Source organism: Asaia bogorensis (genome assembly GCF_900465345.1).
Taxonomy (GTDB): Bacteria; Pseudomonadota; Alphaproteobacteria; order Acetobacterales; family Acetobacteraceae; genus Asaia; species Asaia bogorensis_A.
This window is the reverse complement of sequence record NZ_UEGO01000011.1, coordinates 47,706-62,243: the sequence shown is the minus strand read 5'-3', so window position 1 is coordinate 62,243 and position 14,538 is coordinate 47,706. Positions and strand designations below refer to the sequence as shown.

Genomic DNA, 14,538 nt, shown 5'->3' with positions numbered 1-14,538 from the left:
ACTATGAAACGGAATGGCCGATCCGGCTAGGGGCTAGCACGCCCGCACCCGGCGAAACGTCAGATTCCAGCGCCGGTCTCCTGTCAATTCATGGTGGCCCGGCTTCAGCGGGGCGATCCCGTGATAGAACAGACGCGACGGACCACCCCATACCACGACATCTCCGCTCAGGAGCGAAAGCTTGCGTGTCGGGGCCGTGCGCTCCAGCCCACCAAAGAGAAATTGTGCAGCCACACCGAGCGAGACCGATACGATCGGACTTTCCAGCGCCGTCTCGTCGCGGTCCTGATGAAGCCCCATGCGTGCACCGGGCGCATAACAGTTGATCAGACAGGTCTGGGGCACAAAGCCAGGATGGTCCGCCTGCTCTGCCATGATCCGGGCCAGTTCGAGCCAGTTATCCGGCATCTCCGGCCACGCCGCACCACTCAGGGGGTCTCGGGACTCGTAACGATATCCAGCCCTGTCGGAATGCCAGCCCAGCGCGCCACAATTTGTCATCTCGACCGAAAAACGCCGACCACCCGGCGTCTCGAGGCGACGCAGGGGTGCTTGCAGCGTGATTTCGTGCAGCTGTCGCATCAGCCTGGCCTGCATGGCCTGCGCGGCGCCCGGCAGGAATAGGGCGCCGGGTGCCAGAAGCGCAGGCTGTCTGGCTGCCGAGAAGAGATCGTCCATCATAATAGGCTCTTGCCGCCTCTGGTCTCACGAACTACTTGAAAAAAGTATCTGCGCCAGAGATCGGGCCAAATTCCGAAATGGCAACCACCACTCCTGTGCGGCGACCGCAGCGGGACGAAACTGCAAGGGAAAGCTTTCATGGCAAAGCTCCGTCGCGGCGCCTTTCTGGCCGCCACTCTGTTTGTTCTGCCTGCCGGAACCGCCTTTGCGCAGTTTACCGGACAAAATGCCCCCAACGAGGCTCATGCGCCGCAGAACAACAGCAACGACACCGGTGTGGAATATCACGGCAAGGGCGAACACCTGACCGCCAAGGGGCGCCACTCCCTGCCCCCCGGCTATCAGGAAACGCCAAGCACCGAATTCAAGCACGGCCCGGACCCTGACCACGCTGACAACGTGCAGCGTGACGCTGTCACCGGTGCCGATCTGAGCAAGTTCGGCTCGGCCTATTCCAATTCCAGCCCGGTCCAGAGCGGCCAGCTTGGCGACGCCACCGGCAATGGCTGGGTCGCGCCGCGCTGATACGACCCCCTTCCGGCTGCGACAACTCAGGCAGCCGGATGACATTTCCGCGGAAGGCCGCCTGAACCTTCTGCGGTCAAGGCGGGGCCGAACGCCCCACCTGCATACCTCATGAAAACCTAGGCCTCACCGTCGCGTGACGCTTGCTGACGGCTCCGGAACTTCAGACCGGACGCCCTGTTCTTTCCTCCATGCCAATCGCCTGGACATGGCCCCGTTGCGGGTGCCGCGCCGACAGGCCCAATGCAGAGGACAGGGACCATGCCTTCATTGAAACTACGCGACGGCAACAGCCTTCACTTCAAGGATATGGGCAAAGGCCGACCCGTATTGCTGGTTCATGGCTGGCCTCTGACAGGCGATATGTGGGAATATCAGACCCTTGCCCTGCTGGAGGCCGGATACAGGGTTATCACCTATGACCGTCGGGGCTTTGGCCAATCCAGCCATCCTTTTGGCGGCTATGATTACGATACGCTCACCGGTGATCTTGCCGAACTGATCGATCATCTCGATCTGCGCGATCTCACCCTCGTCGGGTTCTCAATGGGTGGTGGCGAAGTGGCGCGCTATCTGAGCAGCTATGGCCCTTCGCGCCTGGCTGGCGTTGCGCTCATTTCATCGGTCGTGCCCTATCTGCTGCAGGATCAGAGCAACCCGGATGGCGTACCGGTGGATGTCTTTGCCGATTTCAAGGCCCAGATCCGGCGGGACCGTTTCCATTTTCTGGCAGAGTTCCTCAAGGGCTTCTACGGGGTCAGCATGATCCGCAAGCCGGTCAGTCAGGCGCTAATCGACTGGAGCTTCACGCTCGGCATCATGGCCAGCCCCAATGCCACGCTCGACTGCATCGACTCATTCAGCCGAACCGATTTCCGCCCTGATCTCGCAGCCTTCACGGTGCCGACGCTGGTGGTTCACGGTACTGGCGACAAGACAGTGCCTTACGAATTGACGGGCAAACGCGTGAGCGAGGCGCTCCCCCATGCCCGCTATGTAGAATATGACAGCGCCCCTCATGGCCTGTTTGCCACTGACGCCGATGCGCTCAACCGCGACCTTCTGGCCTTTCTGACCAGCACCGGCATCTGACATCACTCCCCTCTCCGGTTTCCCCGGAGAGGGTTCGACGCGTCACCCTTTGCGGGCAACCTGACGCGTCGGGCTGCGCATCGTCACGAACTCTTCCGCCGTGGTGGGATGAATACCGATCGTGCAGTCGAAATCGATCTTCTTCAGCCCGGCCGTGATGGCAATCGCAATGCCCTGCATCATTTCCGCAGAGGCGTCGCCCATCATATGCGCGCCGACCACCTTCTGGCTCTCACGCTCGACCACCAACTTCATGAAGGCCTTGCGTTCGCGGCCGATCAGTGTCTGACGTAGCGGACGGAAAGACGCTGTAAACACCTCGATATCCGCCTTTTCCGCTGCCTCCTCCTCGGTCAGGCCGACACTTGCGAGCGGCTCAGAGAAGAAGACCGCCTTGGGGGTGGTCTCGAACGACCAGCTTCTGGCGCGGCCGGTATAGAGCGCTTCTGCCAGGATATGCCCCTCGGCGATAGCGACAGGAGTCAGGTTGATCCGGTCCGTGACATCACCAATGGCATAGATATTTTCCACATTCGTGGCGGATTGGTCGTCCACGGCAATGGCGCCATCCTTGACCGCCACCCCAACACCGTCCAGACCCAGGCCGTCGATATTGGGCTTGCGTCCGGTGGCGAAAAACACGCAATCGGTCTCGATCGTCTCGCCATTGCCGAGGCTGACGCGATAATGCCCCTCGCCCAGCTTCTCGATCCGTTCGGGGCTCTGGCCTGCATGAACAGCGATACCATGATGAGGCAACGCCTCATGCAGCTTCTCGCGCAATTCGCGGTCGAAGCCGCGCAGGGGCAGATCCTGCCTGAACACGAGATCGACTTTCGAGCCAAGCCCCGCGAAGATGCCAGCAAACTCGATACCGATATACCCGCCCCCGATGATGCAGATCCGCTCCGGGCGGGCCTTGAGGTGAAAGGCCTCATCAGAAATGATGGCGTGCTCGGCACCCTCGATCGGCGGACGTGTGGGGCGGCCACCTGTGGCGATCACGATGCGCTTTGCTGTCACCCGTCGCGGCTCGGCCTGCTCGTCCAGAGGCCCGGGCCCGATCTCGATCGTGTTGGCGTCGATCAGTCTGGCGCGCCCGACAAACAGCTCGACTCCGGCCTTGCCCAGCATCGACTTGTAGATGCCATCGAGCCTTTCGATTTCCTTGTCCTTGGCCGCGATGAACCGTGACCAGTCATGAGCCCCCAGCTGCACGTCCCAGCCATAAGCCCGCGCATCCTCAGCGGCTTCGGCCCCTTCTGACGCATAGACCATGAGCTTCTTGGGCACGCAGCCCAAATTCACACAGGTCCCGCCCCAGTGGCGGCTTTCGGCAATCGCCACCTTCGCACCGTTCTGGGCCGCGATACGGGCAAACCGTACCCCGCCCGAGCCTGCACCAATCACGAAAACATCGAAATCCGGCATCAAGCCTCTCCCCAAAATCAAACGCGGCCGGAAAATCTCCCGGCCGCGCATGGTATGTTCAGTATTCTGTTCTGCGCCCCTTCAGAACGGGGTGGGAGGGCTTAGCGTTCCGCAAAGGCCTTCTCGACGACATAGGAGCCCTGATTGCTCATATTGCCTTCGTCAAAGCCCATGGAAAGCAGCAGCTTTTCCGTATCGGCCAGCATTTCCGGCGAGCCGCAGATCATCACGCGGTCATGCTCGGGATCGAGCTTCGGCAGACCTAGATCCTCGAAGATCTTGCCGTTTTCGATCAGCGTGGTGATGCGATCAGTCACAGCGAAGTCTTCACGGGTAACGGCCGGATAGTATTTCAGCTGCTTGGACACATACTCGCCAAGAAATTCGTGGTTCGGCAGGTCATGGCGGATGTGGTTCATGTAGGCCAGTTCGCCCGAAACACGAACGGTATGGCTCAGCACGACATTCTCATAACGCTCGTAGCATTCCGGGTCCTCGATCAGGCTCATGAACGGGGCAAGACCCGTACCCGTCGAGAGGAAATAGAGGTTACGGCCCGGACGCAGATTATCGAGCAGCAAGGTGCCTACCGGCTTGCGACCGACAAGCACGGTGTCACCCACCTTCACATGGCGCAAACGCGAGGTCAGCGGGCCATCTTCCACCGCAATGGACAGGAATTCCAGCTCTTCCTCGTAATTGGCCGAGGCGATGGAGTAGGCGCGCAGCAGCGGCTTGCCCTCAACCTCGATGCCGATCATCGTGAACTGGCCATTCTCGAAGCGCAGACCCGGATCGCGCGTGCAGGTGAAGGTGAAGAGACGGTCGGTCCAGTGATGGACGCTCAGCACTTCGCATGCCTGGAGATGCCCGTATTCCTTGCTGGGGGGCGCCAGACGATACTGGCCCGGATGCCCCTCAACGGGCAGGAGCCCGGACAGGGGCTCGGCAATGGTAGGCATAGGCAGGGAGACAGGCGCGTTCATCAGGCACTCTTTCGCATGCTTGCAGGGGGCGGGCGGTCTGACACCGCCCAAAGTGGCGAAATTTCTAGATCATCCTTCCGCCGTTTGGAAACCCCACAGCCGCGCCTGTTCTAAATTATTACGACGATTTCGGATGCGTCCTTGCAATAAACTGCGAAACGTTATCGTGCATTTCCTTCAACGCGGGCAGATGGGCATAGACCATATGACCCGACGCATATTGCTTGATCTCGATGTTTTTCGCGAGCGCGCGCGGGATCGGCAGATGGCGCATTTCATACACACCCTCGAAATAGGGCGTGCCGAGATCGTAATAACCCTGATTGAGCATGACCTGTAGCGAGGGGTTTGTTTTCATCGCCATCGCCAGATCCGGCAGCACATTGGGCTCGCCACGGGCCGGACCGCGCTGATCGGGCTGCTTATGGGTGAAGCTCCACTTGCCGATGCTATGGGCGCTGACGCGATATTCCATATACCCATCGCCGAAGGACGGATCGGCCCCGTAATGCAGCGTCTTGCGTGCGTAATCGTTGAACGCCGCCACATAGGCCGATTCCATGGCGGCCGATTGCGGATCATAGGCCGGGCGCTGGGCCAGCGGGTCGAGGCTCGGGCCCGAAAAGCGGCTATCGAGGCGACCCGTATCCTGCCCCTCATCACCCAGCAGCGTCTTGGCAAACTCGCCGCCATTCACGCGCAGATCGGCCTTGATCAGATAATCGACCGGCAGGCCCGTATAGCGATGCAGCTTTTCGGCCGTGGCCTTGAGCTTCTCATCGCTGATGCCGGTGCCATCCTGCAGGGCAGAGGTGTAGTCGGTGAGCGCAAAATGCTCGACCTCGGCCAGAAACGCCTTCAGATCGGCAGGCTGGTCGGGCAGCTTGTGATGATACCAGGCTGTCGCGGCAAAGCTCGGCAGGCCCAGCACATAAGGCTGGTCGTTGCTCGGGTTACCCTGCGCACGATCGATGGAATTGCCGTAATTCAGGATCTGGGAAAGCAGGATTACACCATTGAGGTCGATCCCTTTCTCATTGGCCAGGGCATTGGCGATGATGGCGGAACGCGTCGTGCCATAGCTTTCGCCAAACAGGTATTTGGGTGAGTTGTAGCGCCCGTGACGCGCCAGAAACTGCGCGATGAAATCGGTGAACGCAGCAGCATCGGGGTCAGTGCCGTAAAAGGCCTTGTCACGATCCTTGCCGATCACGCGGCCAAAACCCGTGCCCGGTGCATCGATAAAGACGAGATCCGTCGAATCCAGAAGTGAGTCGTCGTTATCCACCAGCTTATAGGGCGCAGCAGGGGTGTGGACGTCATCCGATGTGACAACACGCTTAGGGCCAAGTGCCCCCATATGCAGCCAGACCGTCGCAGACCCCGGCCCACCATTATAGACGAAGGTGATGGGACGGTTTTCCGGATGTGCGCCCTTCTTGAAATAGGCGACGTAGAAAATGGAGGCGACAGCCTGCGGGGCTTTCGGATCGGGATTGGCATCGTCCCAGCCCTCAGGATGAACGATGAGCGTGCCAGACTCTGCCTGATAGGGAACAGCCTGCCCGCGAATGGTCACGCTGCCATCGCTCAGAACATGCTGTGGCTTCATCAGAAAGGCAGGACCATGCACCTCGCCGGGGCCACCATCGGGGCCGGGCGGCGGGGGTGGCGGGCCCACATGCGGCGGCGGCATGTCCGGCGCTGCGAGGGCCGTGCCGCCCATCAAAGCCGTCAGAGCGAAAAGGGCAGAAATTTTCGGAGCTTGCTTGAACCGCACCGGGTTCTCCTTGTGTCACGTCTCAAAAAAATACGCCGCGGCGTATCGTTCCGGTTGCGTATAGGAAAGCGAAACGCCCATGGCCGCAAGTCTCCCGTTGCAGCAAACCGTGTCATAACGCACAAACGGATTCATGGACTCAGCACTCTCCCCCGCCGATCACGCGCTCTCTGTTGCGATCGAGGAAACCGGCCTCTCGCCCTCCCCCAAGGAAGAGCCGCGCCTGCTCAAACTGATCGCACGAAGCCTCGTGCCGGGGACGAACACCATCCTCGCCTCCGAATATGAGCGCCTGATATGCGATGTGCGCCGCAAGGACTGGGCCGCACAGCTGATGAACCTCACCCGCCGCGCGGGCGAGCTCTGGATCAGCAAGGCAGACATGCTCGATGCAGTGAGTCGCGTGCACGACCCGCGGGCTACGCCAGAGCTGCTCCGTGCCACGCTGGCAGATACGCTGGCCGCACGTTTTCGCGATATGGGGCATACGCCGCGCGATGTGCTTGAAGCGGTGCAGGCCGACCTGACCGATGCGGGTACCTTCCTCTCGGGCGGACAGATCGATCGGCTGGCGCAGATCATCGCCGCGGCCTTCGGAGTGGAGGATACCGGCTTCGAGGCCGAGCTGATCGCGAGTGAAAAGGCGCGACGCGAAGAGGAAGAGCGGATTGAGGCGCGTGCCGAGGCCCGGCGCAAGCGGGAAAACGAGCGCCTCAAGGCATGGGAAGAAAGCCTCGTCGGGTTCGATCAGGTGCCCGCCATCCTGCATTGCACCCCGCGCGAGGCGCTGCGCTGGATTGCCGAAAACCGCCTGCCCGTCACACGCCGTACCCCGCAGCCCGACGGCACTGAAAAATTCGAGTTCGATCCCGAAATCCTCAAGCGCCTGCGTTCGCAGCTGGCGGAATGGCGCGGAGGCGAGAAAGGCACGCCAGCACTCGCCGGACGCAAGGTCGGCAATGCTGTCATCGCCCGTGTGGCCGCGCTTGATCGCTATGTCGCGCATTTTCGCACGGCACGCTCGCTCAAGCGCCGTATCACGCTGGTGACCGGCCCGACCAATTCAGGCAAATCCTACACCGCGCTCAATGCGCTGGCCAATGCCGAGAGTGGCCTCGCCCTCGCCCCTCTGCGCCTTCTGGCCCATGAGTTTCGCGAGTCCCTGTTGTCCCGCGGAGTTCCGGCTTCGCTCGCCACGGGTGAAGAGCGCATCGATTTCCCCGGTGCCCGCCATCTGGCCGCAACAGTCGAGATGTGCCCCTTTCACAACCCGGTCGATGTCGCGCTGATCGATGAAGCGCAAATGCTGATGGACCCCGATCGCGGCGCGGCCTGGACGGCTGCCATCATGGGTGTACCGGCGCGTCATCTGTATATTCTGGGCGCCCCCGATTGCATCCCCCTCATCAGGCGTATTGCCGAGCTTTGCGATGATCCGCTGGATGAAATCAGCCTTGAGCGTAAATCGCCGCTCCGCGCCGCCAGCGCACCTTTGCGCCTGCGCGATCTGGAGGCGGGTGACGCGCTCATTGCCTTCTCACGACGCGAGGTGCTGGATCTGCGCGCCGAGCTTCTGACGCTCGGCAAGCGTGTGGCCGTAGTCTATGGCGCGCTCAGCCCTGAGGTGCGTCGTGCCGAAGCCGCGCGCTTCAATAATGGCGAGGCCGAAATCCTTGTCGCAACCGATGCCATTGGCATGGGACTCAACCTGTCCATCAAGCGCGTGGTGTTCAGTGCGCTGCGCAAATATGACGGCAAGCAGACGCGAGACCTGACCGCTCAGGAAATCAAGCAGATTGGCGGTCGCGCCGGGCGCTACGGCCATCACGAAAACGGCGTCGTCGCCGTGCTGGGCGAGGCCGGCACACCGGCCCATATCCGCAAGATGCTTGCCGCACCGCCCGAGCCCATCACGGAACTGCGCCCCCTCGTGCAGCCGGATGCCGATATCGTGCGCGCTGTGGCTGAGGAAATCGAGACCGACAGCCTTTACGGTGTGCTGGTGCGCATCAAGCGCGCCGTGCTGCGCGCCGATGACCCGAATTACCGTCTGGCCGATATGGATCAGGCCTTCGAGATTGCCTCAGCCCTGGAAGGTGTGGAGGGGCTCTCCCTCACGCAGCGCTGGGTCTACGCCATGTGCCCCATCGATGAGCGCGATAATGGCATTTCGCGACTGGTCGGCTGGGCCAGCGATCATGCGGCGGGTCGGCGGGTGCCGCCCCCCGGCACAGGGCGTCTGGTCCAGCCCTCACAGGCCGGGCGCGAGGAACTCGAGCGCGCCGAGAAACGGCATAAGCGCCTCGTGGCGTGGCGCTGGCTCTCGCTGCGCTTTGCCGATGCCTATACCGACAAGCAGGCAGCCGAGGACAACACGACGGCGCTGAATGACTGGATCGAGGCGGTGCTTCGCCAGCAAAGCCGCGAGCGCGAACACCAGAAACGCGCCATGCCCGGCAGGCGCGGCGGCGGGAAAGGATTGGGTGACCGGTCCGGCGGAGGCTATTCCGGCCCCGGCCGCCCCCCGTCATCCAGAAGCGATGCGCGTCGTGACGGCGCCGGGCGCGATGGCGGCAGAAGCGAATCGGGTGAGCGCTCCCCCGGTGGATCGCCCTCCGGCAAGCGTTTCAAGGGAGCGGGCGGCCCACGCAAGGGCGGCAAGGGTGGTCGCGGCCGCGGATGACACGCCGCAATCGCTTTTTATCCCGTGTCGTCTCGCTGCGCCCCGGCAGGGTGGCAAAGCATGCCCGGAAGAGGGGCGTGGTAGGATGGCTGCGTAAGATCGCGTGTGCGCGTCCCCTCCCTGTCGCTGGTGCCTGCATCTCTGCCGAGCTGGCGTCAGCACCATGCGAAACGGCTGGGCGGGCGCTGTAATGGGCCAGATTTGACGAGTCGCCCAGCCTCGCTATGAGCAAGAAAATCCAGTCAAAACATAGACTTATCCAGATCATCGCCTCGGTTCCTGGCGCGACACATGGTTTTTTCGCGTGGTCGACGCAAAAAGTTCTTCCATTCTTCACAAAAACCGCGCTAGCGTTTCTTTGCGGCAACCGAGGTTGCTTCAAGTAATTCTCCGGAAATTACTCCGGTTGATTGAAGTAAAACTCGGCCAACGCAAAATAGTGCGCATCGTGCGCCATGTGAAGAAGGAATACAGATATGTCGTCTGGTTTTTCCGTAAGCACATTTTCGTCGAAAACTATGATCTCGATCAGGGCTTTCTCTGCAGATGCCAAATATAAAGGGGTTGGCCCACCGTAAAGGTGCGCCTCGGCCCTACGCCACCTTGCTTTGACAGGTCTTGCGCAGGGCCACCCGTTCTACTCTCCTCAGATACTTTCTGCTTTCCAGTTTCGCTTCTTTGTCGACCTTCCAATACCGGGATTGAGACAGTTACAAGGGTCCAGATCCCGGTAATGGGCAAACAGGGCGTCATCGCCCTCATAGAGATGACCGAGATTATGTTCCGCAGGATAGCGGGCCCCTCTCTGGTCCAGCAGCCTGAGCATTTCATGCTCGGTCGCTTCCGCTGACTCCCCCGGCTTCAGAACGTAATCCTGATGCATCACGTGGCAGAGAAAATGCCCGTAATAGAGCTTCTCCAAAATCCGGGCATCGAATGCTACGGGCAAGGTTTCGGACCATTCCCTGTCGTTCCGTCGCAGCGCAACATCAAGGGCAACAATCTCCCCCACCTCATGATCATGCACCGCGCGATAACGCAGCGCCGCACCGGCTGCCGCAAACCGATGCAGAAAGGCACGCTTGCCCTCATCGGGTGTGCAGGCGAACCAGTCTGTTCCTTCTGTCGCGAACGTATCGCGCAAATGCGCCTCGACCCTGGGGGCCAGATCTGCCGAAACGCGCAGCATGAGATGGTGCTCGAATCGCGCCTCGAAGGCGAGCATACGCTCTGGAATCTGCTGGGGTAACAGACGCCCCAGCTTCTGCATGACCTTGTCGGTCAGGTGCGCAGGCAGCCATTTCCACTGACCAAGCCAGTCATCCAGCCAGGCCTTGGCCGCAAAGAGACGCGGAATATTTCTGGTGCCTGCGTAGCGTATGAGGGCCACCGTATCGCGCCCATAGGCCTCGGCGATACGAAAGGCATTGCGGTGCATGTACTCACCGGCGATCGGCAGCGTGTCATAGGCCGTCAGCAGATGGCGGCGCAGATCCTCCAGCTTGTCGGTGCAGTTCGTGCCGATATAGAACACGCGCGAATCGACCTCGGCCGGAAAGCTGTCCACGCGCACAGCAAAGACGATCAGCTTGCCCGCGCAACCAGAGGCCTCGAACAGACGGCGCTCATCCTGGTTGAATCGCGCAGGTGTCTGGGCCTCCACATCGCGCACATGCGCGATATAGCCGTCATCATGCCCTTTCCGGCCGGTCCATTCGATCTCGTCGCGTGTGAAGGCGCCACTTTCCAGACGGGCCAGCGCCTTGATGGGGTCAGCATCCAGCTTCACGCCCAGATGGTTGACGAGCTCGAGTTGTCCCTCTGCCGTGACGCGACCATACAGGGCCATCTCGGTATAAGCCGGGCCGCGCTGCACCAGCGCGCCCCCTGAATTATTGCTGATCCCCCCCAGTACCGAGGCCCCGATGCAGGATGAGCCAATAACCGAGTGGGGCTCACGCCCATGACGCGCGAGGGTGGTTTCGAGCTTGTGCAGGGTTGTGCCGGGCAGGCAGATCACCTGTCGGCCACCATCAAGCAGATGCATGCCGCGCAGACGACGGGTGTTGATCAGGATGACGGGGCGATCATACGCGTCGCCGTCTGGCGTCGAGCCCCCGGTCAGCCCGGTATTGGCCGCCTGCACGATCATGATCTGGTCAGCCGCTACGCAAAGCTCGGCCACACGCCAGAATTCCACCAGCGTCCGTGGCCGGATGACCGCCCTCACCTTGCCCGATCCGAACCTGAACCCCTTGGTATAGGGCGCTGTCGCATGGGGCGCGACAAGCACATGCGGCGTGCCGACGATCTGACGCAACAGCACAAGAAGTCTGTCGGCATGAAGGGTCGGTTCGGTCAGACGCATGAGGGTCTTCCTTCTCGCAATGTCAGTCACGACGCCCTTTTTACGGGCGTGTCAGGCAGGCGCTCACCCGCACGGCGACGATGCGACCTGATCCGACAGACTGGCTTTGCCGTGCCATCGGATGCGCGTCCCATCGAATGCAGTCTTCAGCCGATGCGGGTCATCCCGCCCATATAGGGGTGCAACACCTCGGGGATCTCGATCGCCCCATCGGCCGTCTGGCCGTTTTCCATGACGGCAATCAACGTGCGCCCCACTGCCAGACCAGACCCGTTGAGGGTGTTCACAAAAGCCGGACCGTTCTCGGTGCGGTAGCGCGCATTCATGCGGCGTGCCTGAAAATCGCGCGTGTTGGAGCAGGAAGAGATTTCGCGCCAGGCCTTCTGGCCGGGCAACCAGCCTTCGAGATCGAATGTCTTGGCAGCACCGAACCCGGTATCTCCGGCGCAGAGCAGCATACGGCGATAGGGGATATTCAGCCGCTCCAGAATGGTTTCTGCACAGCGCGTCATGCGCTCATGCTCATCAGCGCTGGCCTCAGGCGTCGTAACGGACACCAGCTCGACCTTGCTGAACTGGTGCTGCCGCAACATGCCACGCACGTCACGCCCGGCCGACCCGGCCTCGGAACGGAAACAGCTTGAAAGCGCCGTCATACGCAATGGCAGCGCCTTCGCCTCAAGGATCTCACCTGCGACACTGGCCGTAAGGGGCACCTCTGCGGTCGGGATCAGCCAGCGACCATCCGTGGTCTGAAAGGAATCCTCGGCGAATTTGGGCAGCTTGTCGGTGCCGTACATGGCCGCATCATTGACCAGAAGCGGCACGATGGTCTCGCTATAGCCGAATTCCTGCGTGTGGGTATCGAGCATGTACTGCCCGAGCGCGCGCTCCAGCCGCGCCAGCGCCCCGCGCAGCACCGTGAAACGGGCCCCTGAAAGCTTGGCGGCTGTCGGGAAATCCATCAGCCCCAGCTGTTCGCCAAGTTCGAAATGCTGCTTGGGCTCGAAATCAAAGACAGGCACCTCGCCCCATTGGTGAACAACCTGATTGGCCTCCTCATCGCGCCCTTCCGGCACGGTTTCATCGAGACGGTTGGGCAGACCGGCCAGCGTGGCACTGATCTCGCTCTCGATTGTCGAGGCGCTGGCTTCGAGCGCCGCGATATGATCGCGCAGTTCGACAGCCTTCTGCTCAAGGGCGCTGGTATCCTGACCGGCTTTCTTGCCCTGACCGATTTCCCTGGCCAGAACCTTGCGCTGTGCCTGCTGCTCCTGAAGGACCTGAAGGGCCGCACGACGCTCCTCATCGCGTCGCACCAGATCACCGGCGACAGGCGACAGGCCGCGACGGGCCAGAGCCGAATCAAAACCAGCCGGGTCGGCGCGAAGGGCGCGCAAGTCATGCATGTCAGTAAAGTCCTGTCAGGTTTCAGTCGATCGTCGCAGGGCGCGGCTCAACGAGACGTGCCGTAAAGATCGAGATTTCATACAGAAAGATCAGCGGCACGGCGAGGCCCACCTGGGTAATCACATCGGGCGGGGCCAGTATGGCGGCAATGACCGTTGCACCGACAATGGCATAGCGACGGAATTTCTTCAGGCCCTTGGAGGTTACTATGCCCACACGTGCCAGCAGCGTCAGCACGACGGGCAGTTCGAAAGCCGCACCGAAGGCCAGGATCAGCTTCATGACCAGAGAAAGATAATCCGAGACCCTCGCCTGCAACTCGATATGCAGCCCCTGTGAGCCTGCCGGGGCCGTCTGGAACGACAGGAAGAAGCGCCATGCTATGGGAAAGATAAAGTAATACGCCATGGTCGCGCCAAGCAGGAACATCAGCGGCGTGGCAATCAGGAAGGGCGCAAAAGCCCGCTTCTCGTTGCGATACAGGCCCGGTGCGATAAAGATCCAGGCCTGCATGGCGATAATCGGGAATGACAGGAACACGGCGCCGAACACCGCCACGCGCACATAGGTAAAAAAGGCTTCTGACAGCGCCGTATAGATCAGATGCGGCTGCTCGCCCTGCTGACGCATGATCCTCGCCAGAGGCTCGGCAAGAAACAGATAGATCTGCTCCGAAAAATGATAGCAGAGCAGGAAGGCGACGATAAACGCGACCAGAGACCAGATAAGCCGCCTGCGCAACTCGATCAGGTGGTCGAGAAGCGGCATGGCCTTGTCATCGAGGGAGTCGTTATTCGTCATGGCGCTGTCGGACATTCAGGCAGGATCACCCCCGGCGCAGGGGCCGGGGCCGTTGAGACCTCTGGGGTCATGGCAGGATAGGGCGCTTGGGCAAGATCGGGGGTCGCGGCAGCGGGATGATCGCTCATCACATCGCCGGGCTTTGACGATGCAGGAGGCACCGAGGCAGGCGCAGCAGGTGGCGGATCGAGCGCGACACGACGCCCGTTATGGATGACCCGAAGGGGCGGAATGACGGCCGGGGCATGCCACAGCGTCTCTTCATGCCGGAGGCGACGCGCCGTTGCCGGGGGCAGGATCGTCGGACCAAAGGCCTCGGCCGGCCTGGCCGGGCTGTGGGCCTCGGCCTCACCGGCCCCGTAGGCATGGGTATTAGGCGTCTCTATAACACCAGGCCCCGTGACCGGGATCGCGTTGTCCGTTCCGTGGGCCGGAGAGGAAAGCGACGGAGGCGGCGTGAAGTCGAGGCTCTTGCTGATCGTCTTGTCGGAGTCGATCGTGCGCGCAATACGGTCCCGGAAGTCGAAGCGCTTCAGGTCGCGCAGATGGTCGCGGGCTTCCCCCAGATCGGCTTCGCGGATCATCTCATCCACATGGCCCTGAAACTCGGACGCCATACGACGTACGGCCTTGATACCCCGACTGACGGCGCGAATGGCGGTCGGCATGTCCTTGGGGCCGATGAAAACCAGCGCCACGACAACGATCAGCGCAATTTCCGACCAGCTAAAATCGAACATCTTCCCCACTCATCTCAGAAACCCGGCTCCGCTCTTGCACC

Annotated in this window: 11 protein-coding genes; 3 read left to right on the top strand and 8 right to left on the bottom strand. The window is 61.4% G+C overall.

All coding sequences use genetic code 11. The features are described from left to right. Nucleotides 1-33: 33 nt before the first annotated feature. Nucleotides 34-681 (bottom strand): DNA oxidative demethylase AlkB, encoded by a 648-nt coding sequence (alkB, locus tag ED655_RS05310; RefSeq protein ID WP_346773209.1) that lies wholly within the window; start codon nt 679-681, stop codon nt 34-36. 138 nt (nt 682-819) lie between these two features. Here alkB and ED655_RS15825 point away from each other — a divergent pair, with 138 nt between their 5' ends. Both ED655_RS15825 and ED655_RS05300 read left to right on the top strand, forming a co-directional pair. Next, nucleotides 820-1,206 carry a hypothetical protein gene (locus ED655_RS15825; RefSeq protein WP_023978146.1) on the top strand — a complete coding sequence of 129 codons (387 nt, stop codon included), beginning with the start codon at nt 820-822 and terminating at the stop codon, nt 1,204-1,206. Nucleotides 1,207-1,467: 261 nt separating this feature from the next. Then, nucleotides 1,468-2,298 carry an alpha/beta fold hydrolase gene (locus tag ED655_RS05300; protein WP_122049285.1) on the top strand — a complete coding sequence of 277 codons (831 nt, stop codon included), beginning with the start codon at nt 1,468-1,470 and terminating at the stop codon, nt 2,296-2,298. A gap of 42 nt (nt 2,299-2,340) precedes the next feature. Here the strand turns inward: ED655_RS05300 and gorA are convergent, their stop codons facing one another. The 3 genes from gorA to ED655_RS05285 form a co-directional block, all read right to left on the bottom strand. Further along, nucleotides 2,341-3,729: a glutathione-disulfide reductase gene (gene gorA, locus ED655_RS05295; RefSeq protein ID WP_122049340.1), complete on the bottom strand. Its 1,389-nt coding sequence runs from the start codon at nt 3,727-3,729 to the stop codon at nt 2,341-2,343. Between the two features lie 101 nt (nt 3,730-3,830). Continuing rightward, a complete protein-coding gene (locus ED655_RS05290; RefSeq protein ID WP_122049284.1) occupies nt 3,831-4,715 on the bottom strand; it encodes a ferredoxin--NADP reductase in 885 nt (294 codons plus the stop codon). 118 nt (nt 4,716-4,833) lie between these two features. Next, nucleotides 4,834-6,411, bottom strand: a complete 1,578-nt coding sequence (locus ED655_RS05285; RefSeq protein WP_408735648.1) for a S10 family peptidase — start codon at nt 6,409-6,411, stop codon at nt 4,834-4,836. Nucleotides 6,412-6,628: 217 nt separating this feature from the next. On the opposite strand from ED655_RS05285, the gene ED655_RS05280 reads away from it, so the two are divergent. After that, nucleotides 6,629-9,178 carry a helicase-related protein gene (locus ED655_RS05280; protein WP_122049283.1) on the top strand — a complete coding sequence of 850 codons (2,550 nt, stop codon included), beginning with the start codon at nt 6,629-6,631 and terminating at the stop codon, nt 9,176-9,178. Nucleotides 9,179-9,824: 646 nt separating this feature from the next. On the opposite strand, the gene dld is transcribed toward ED655_RS05280, so the two are convergent. The 4 genes from dld to tatB form a co-directional block, all read right to left on the bottom strand. Continuing rightward, a complete protein-coding gene (dld, locus tag ED655_RS05275; protein ID WP_122049282.1) occupies nt 9,825-11,546 on the bottom strand; it encodes a D-lactate dehydrogenase in 1,722 nt (573 codons plus the stop codon). Nucleotides 11,547-11,692: 146 nt separating this feature from the next. Further along, entirely contained in the window at nt 11,693-12,955 is a 1,263-nt protein-coding gene (gene serS, locus ED655_RS05270; RefSeq protein ID WP_122049281.1) for a serine--tRNA ligase, read from the bottom strand. A 22-nt stretch (nt 12,956-12,977) separates the two neighbouring features. Further along, nucleotides 12,978-13,772, bottom strand: coding sequence for a twin-arginine translocase subunit TatC (gene tatC, locus ED655_RS05265; RefSeq protein WP_023978650.1), 795 nt, complete (start codon nt 13,770-13,772; stop codon nt 12,978-12,980). Further along, complete coding sequence (gene tatB, locus ED655_RS05260; protein ID WP_122049280.1) at nt 13,754-14,497, bottom strand: Sec-independent protein translocase protein TatB; 744 nt, start codon at nt 14,495-14,497, stop codon at nt 13,754-13,756. The genes tatC and tatB overlap by 19 nt, the downstream gene beginning before the upstream one ends. Nucleotides 14,498-14,538: the final 41 nt, after the last annotated feature.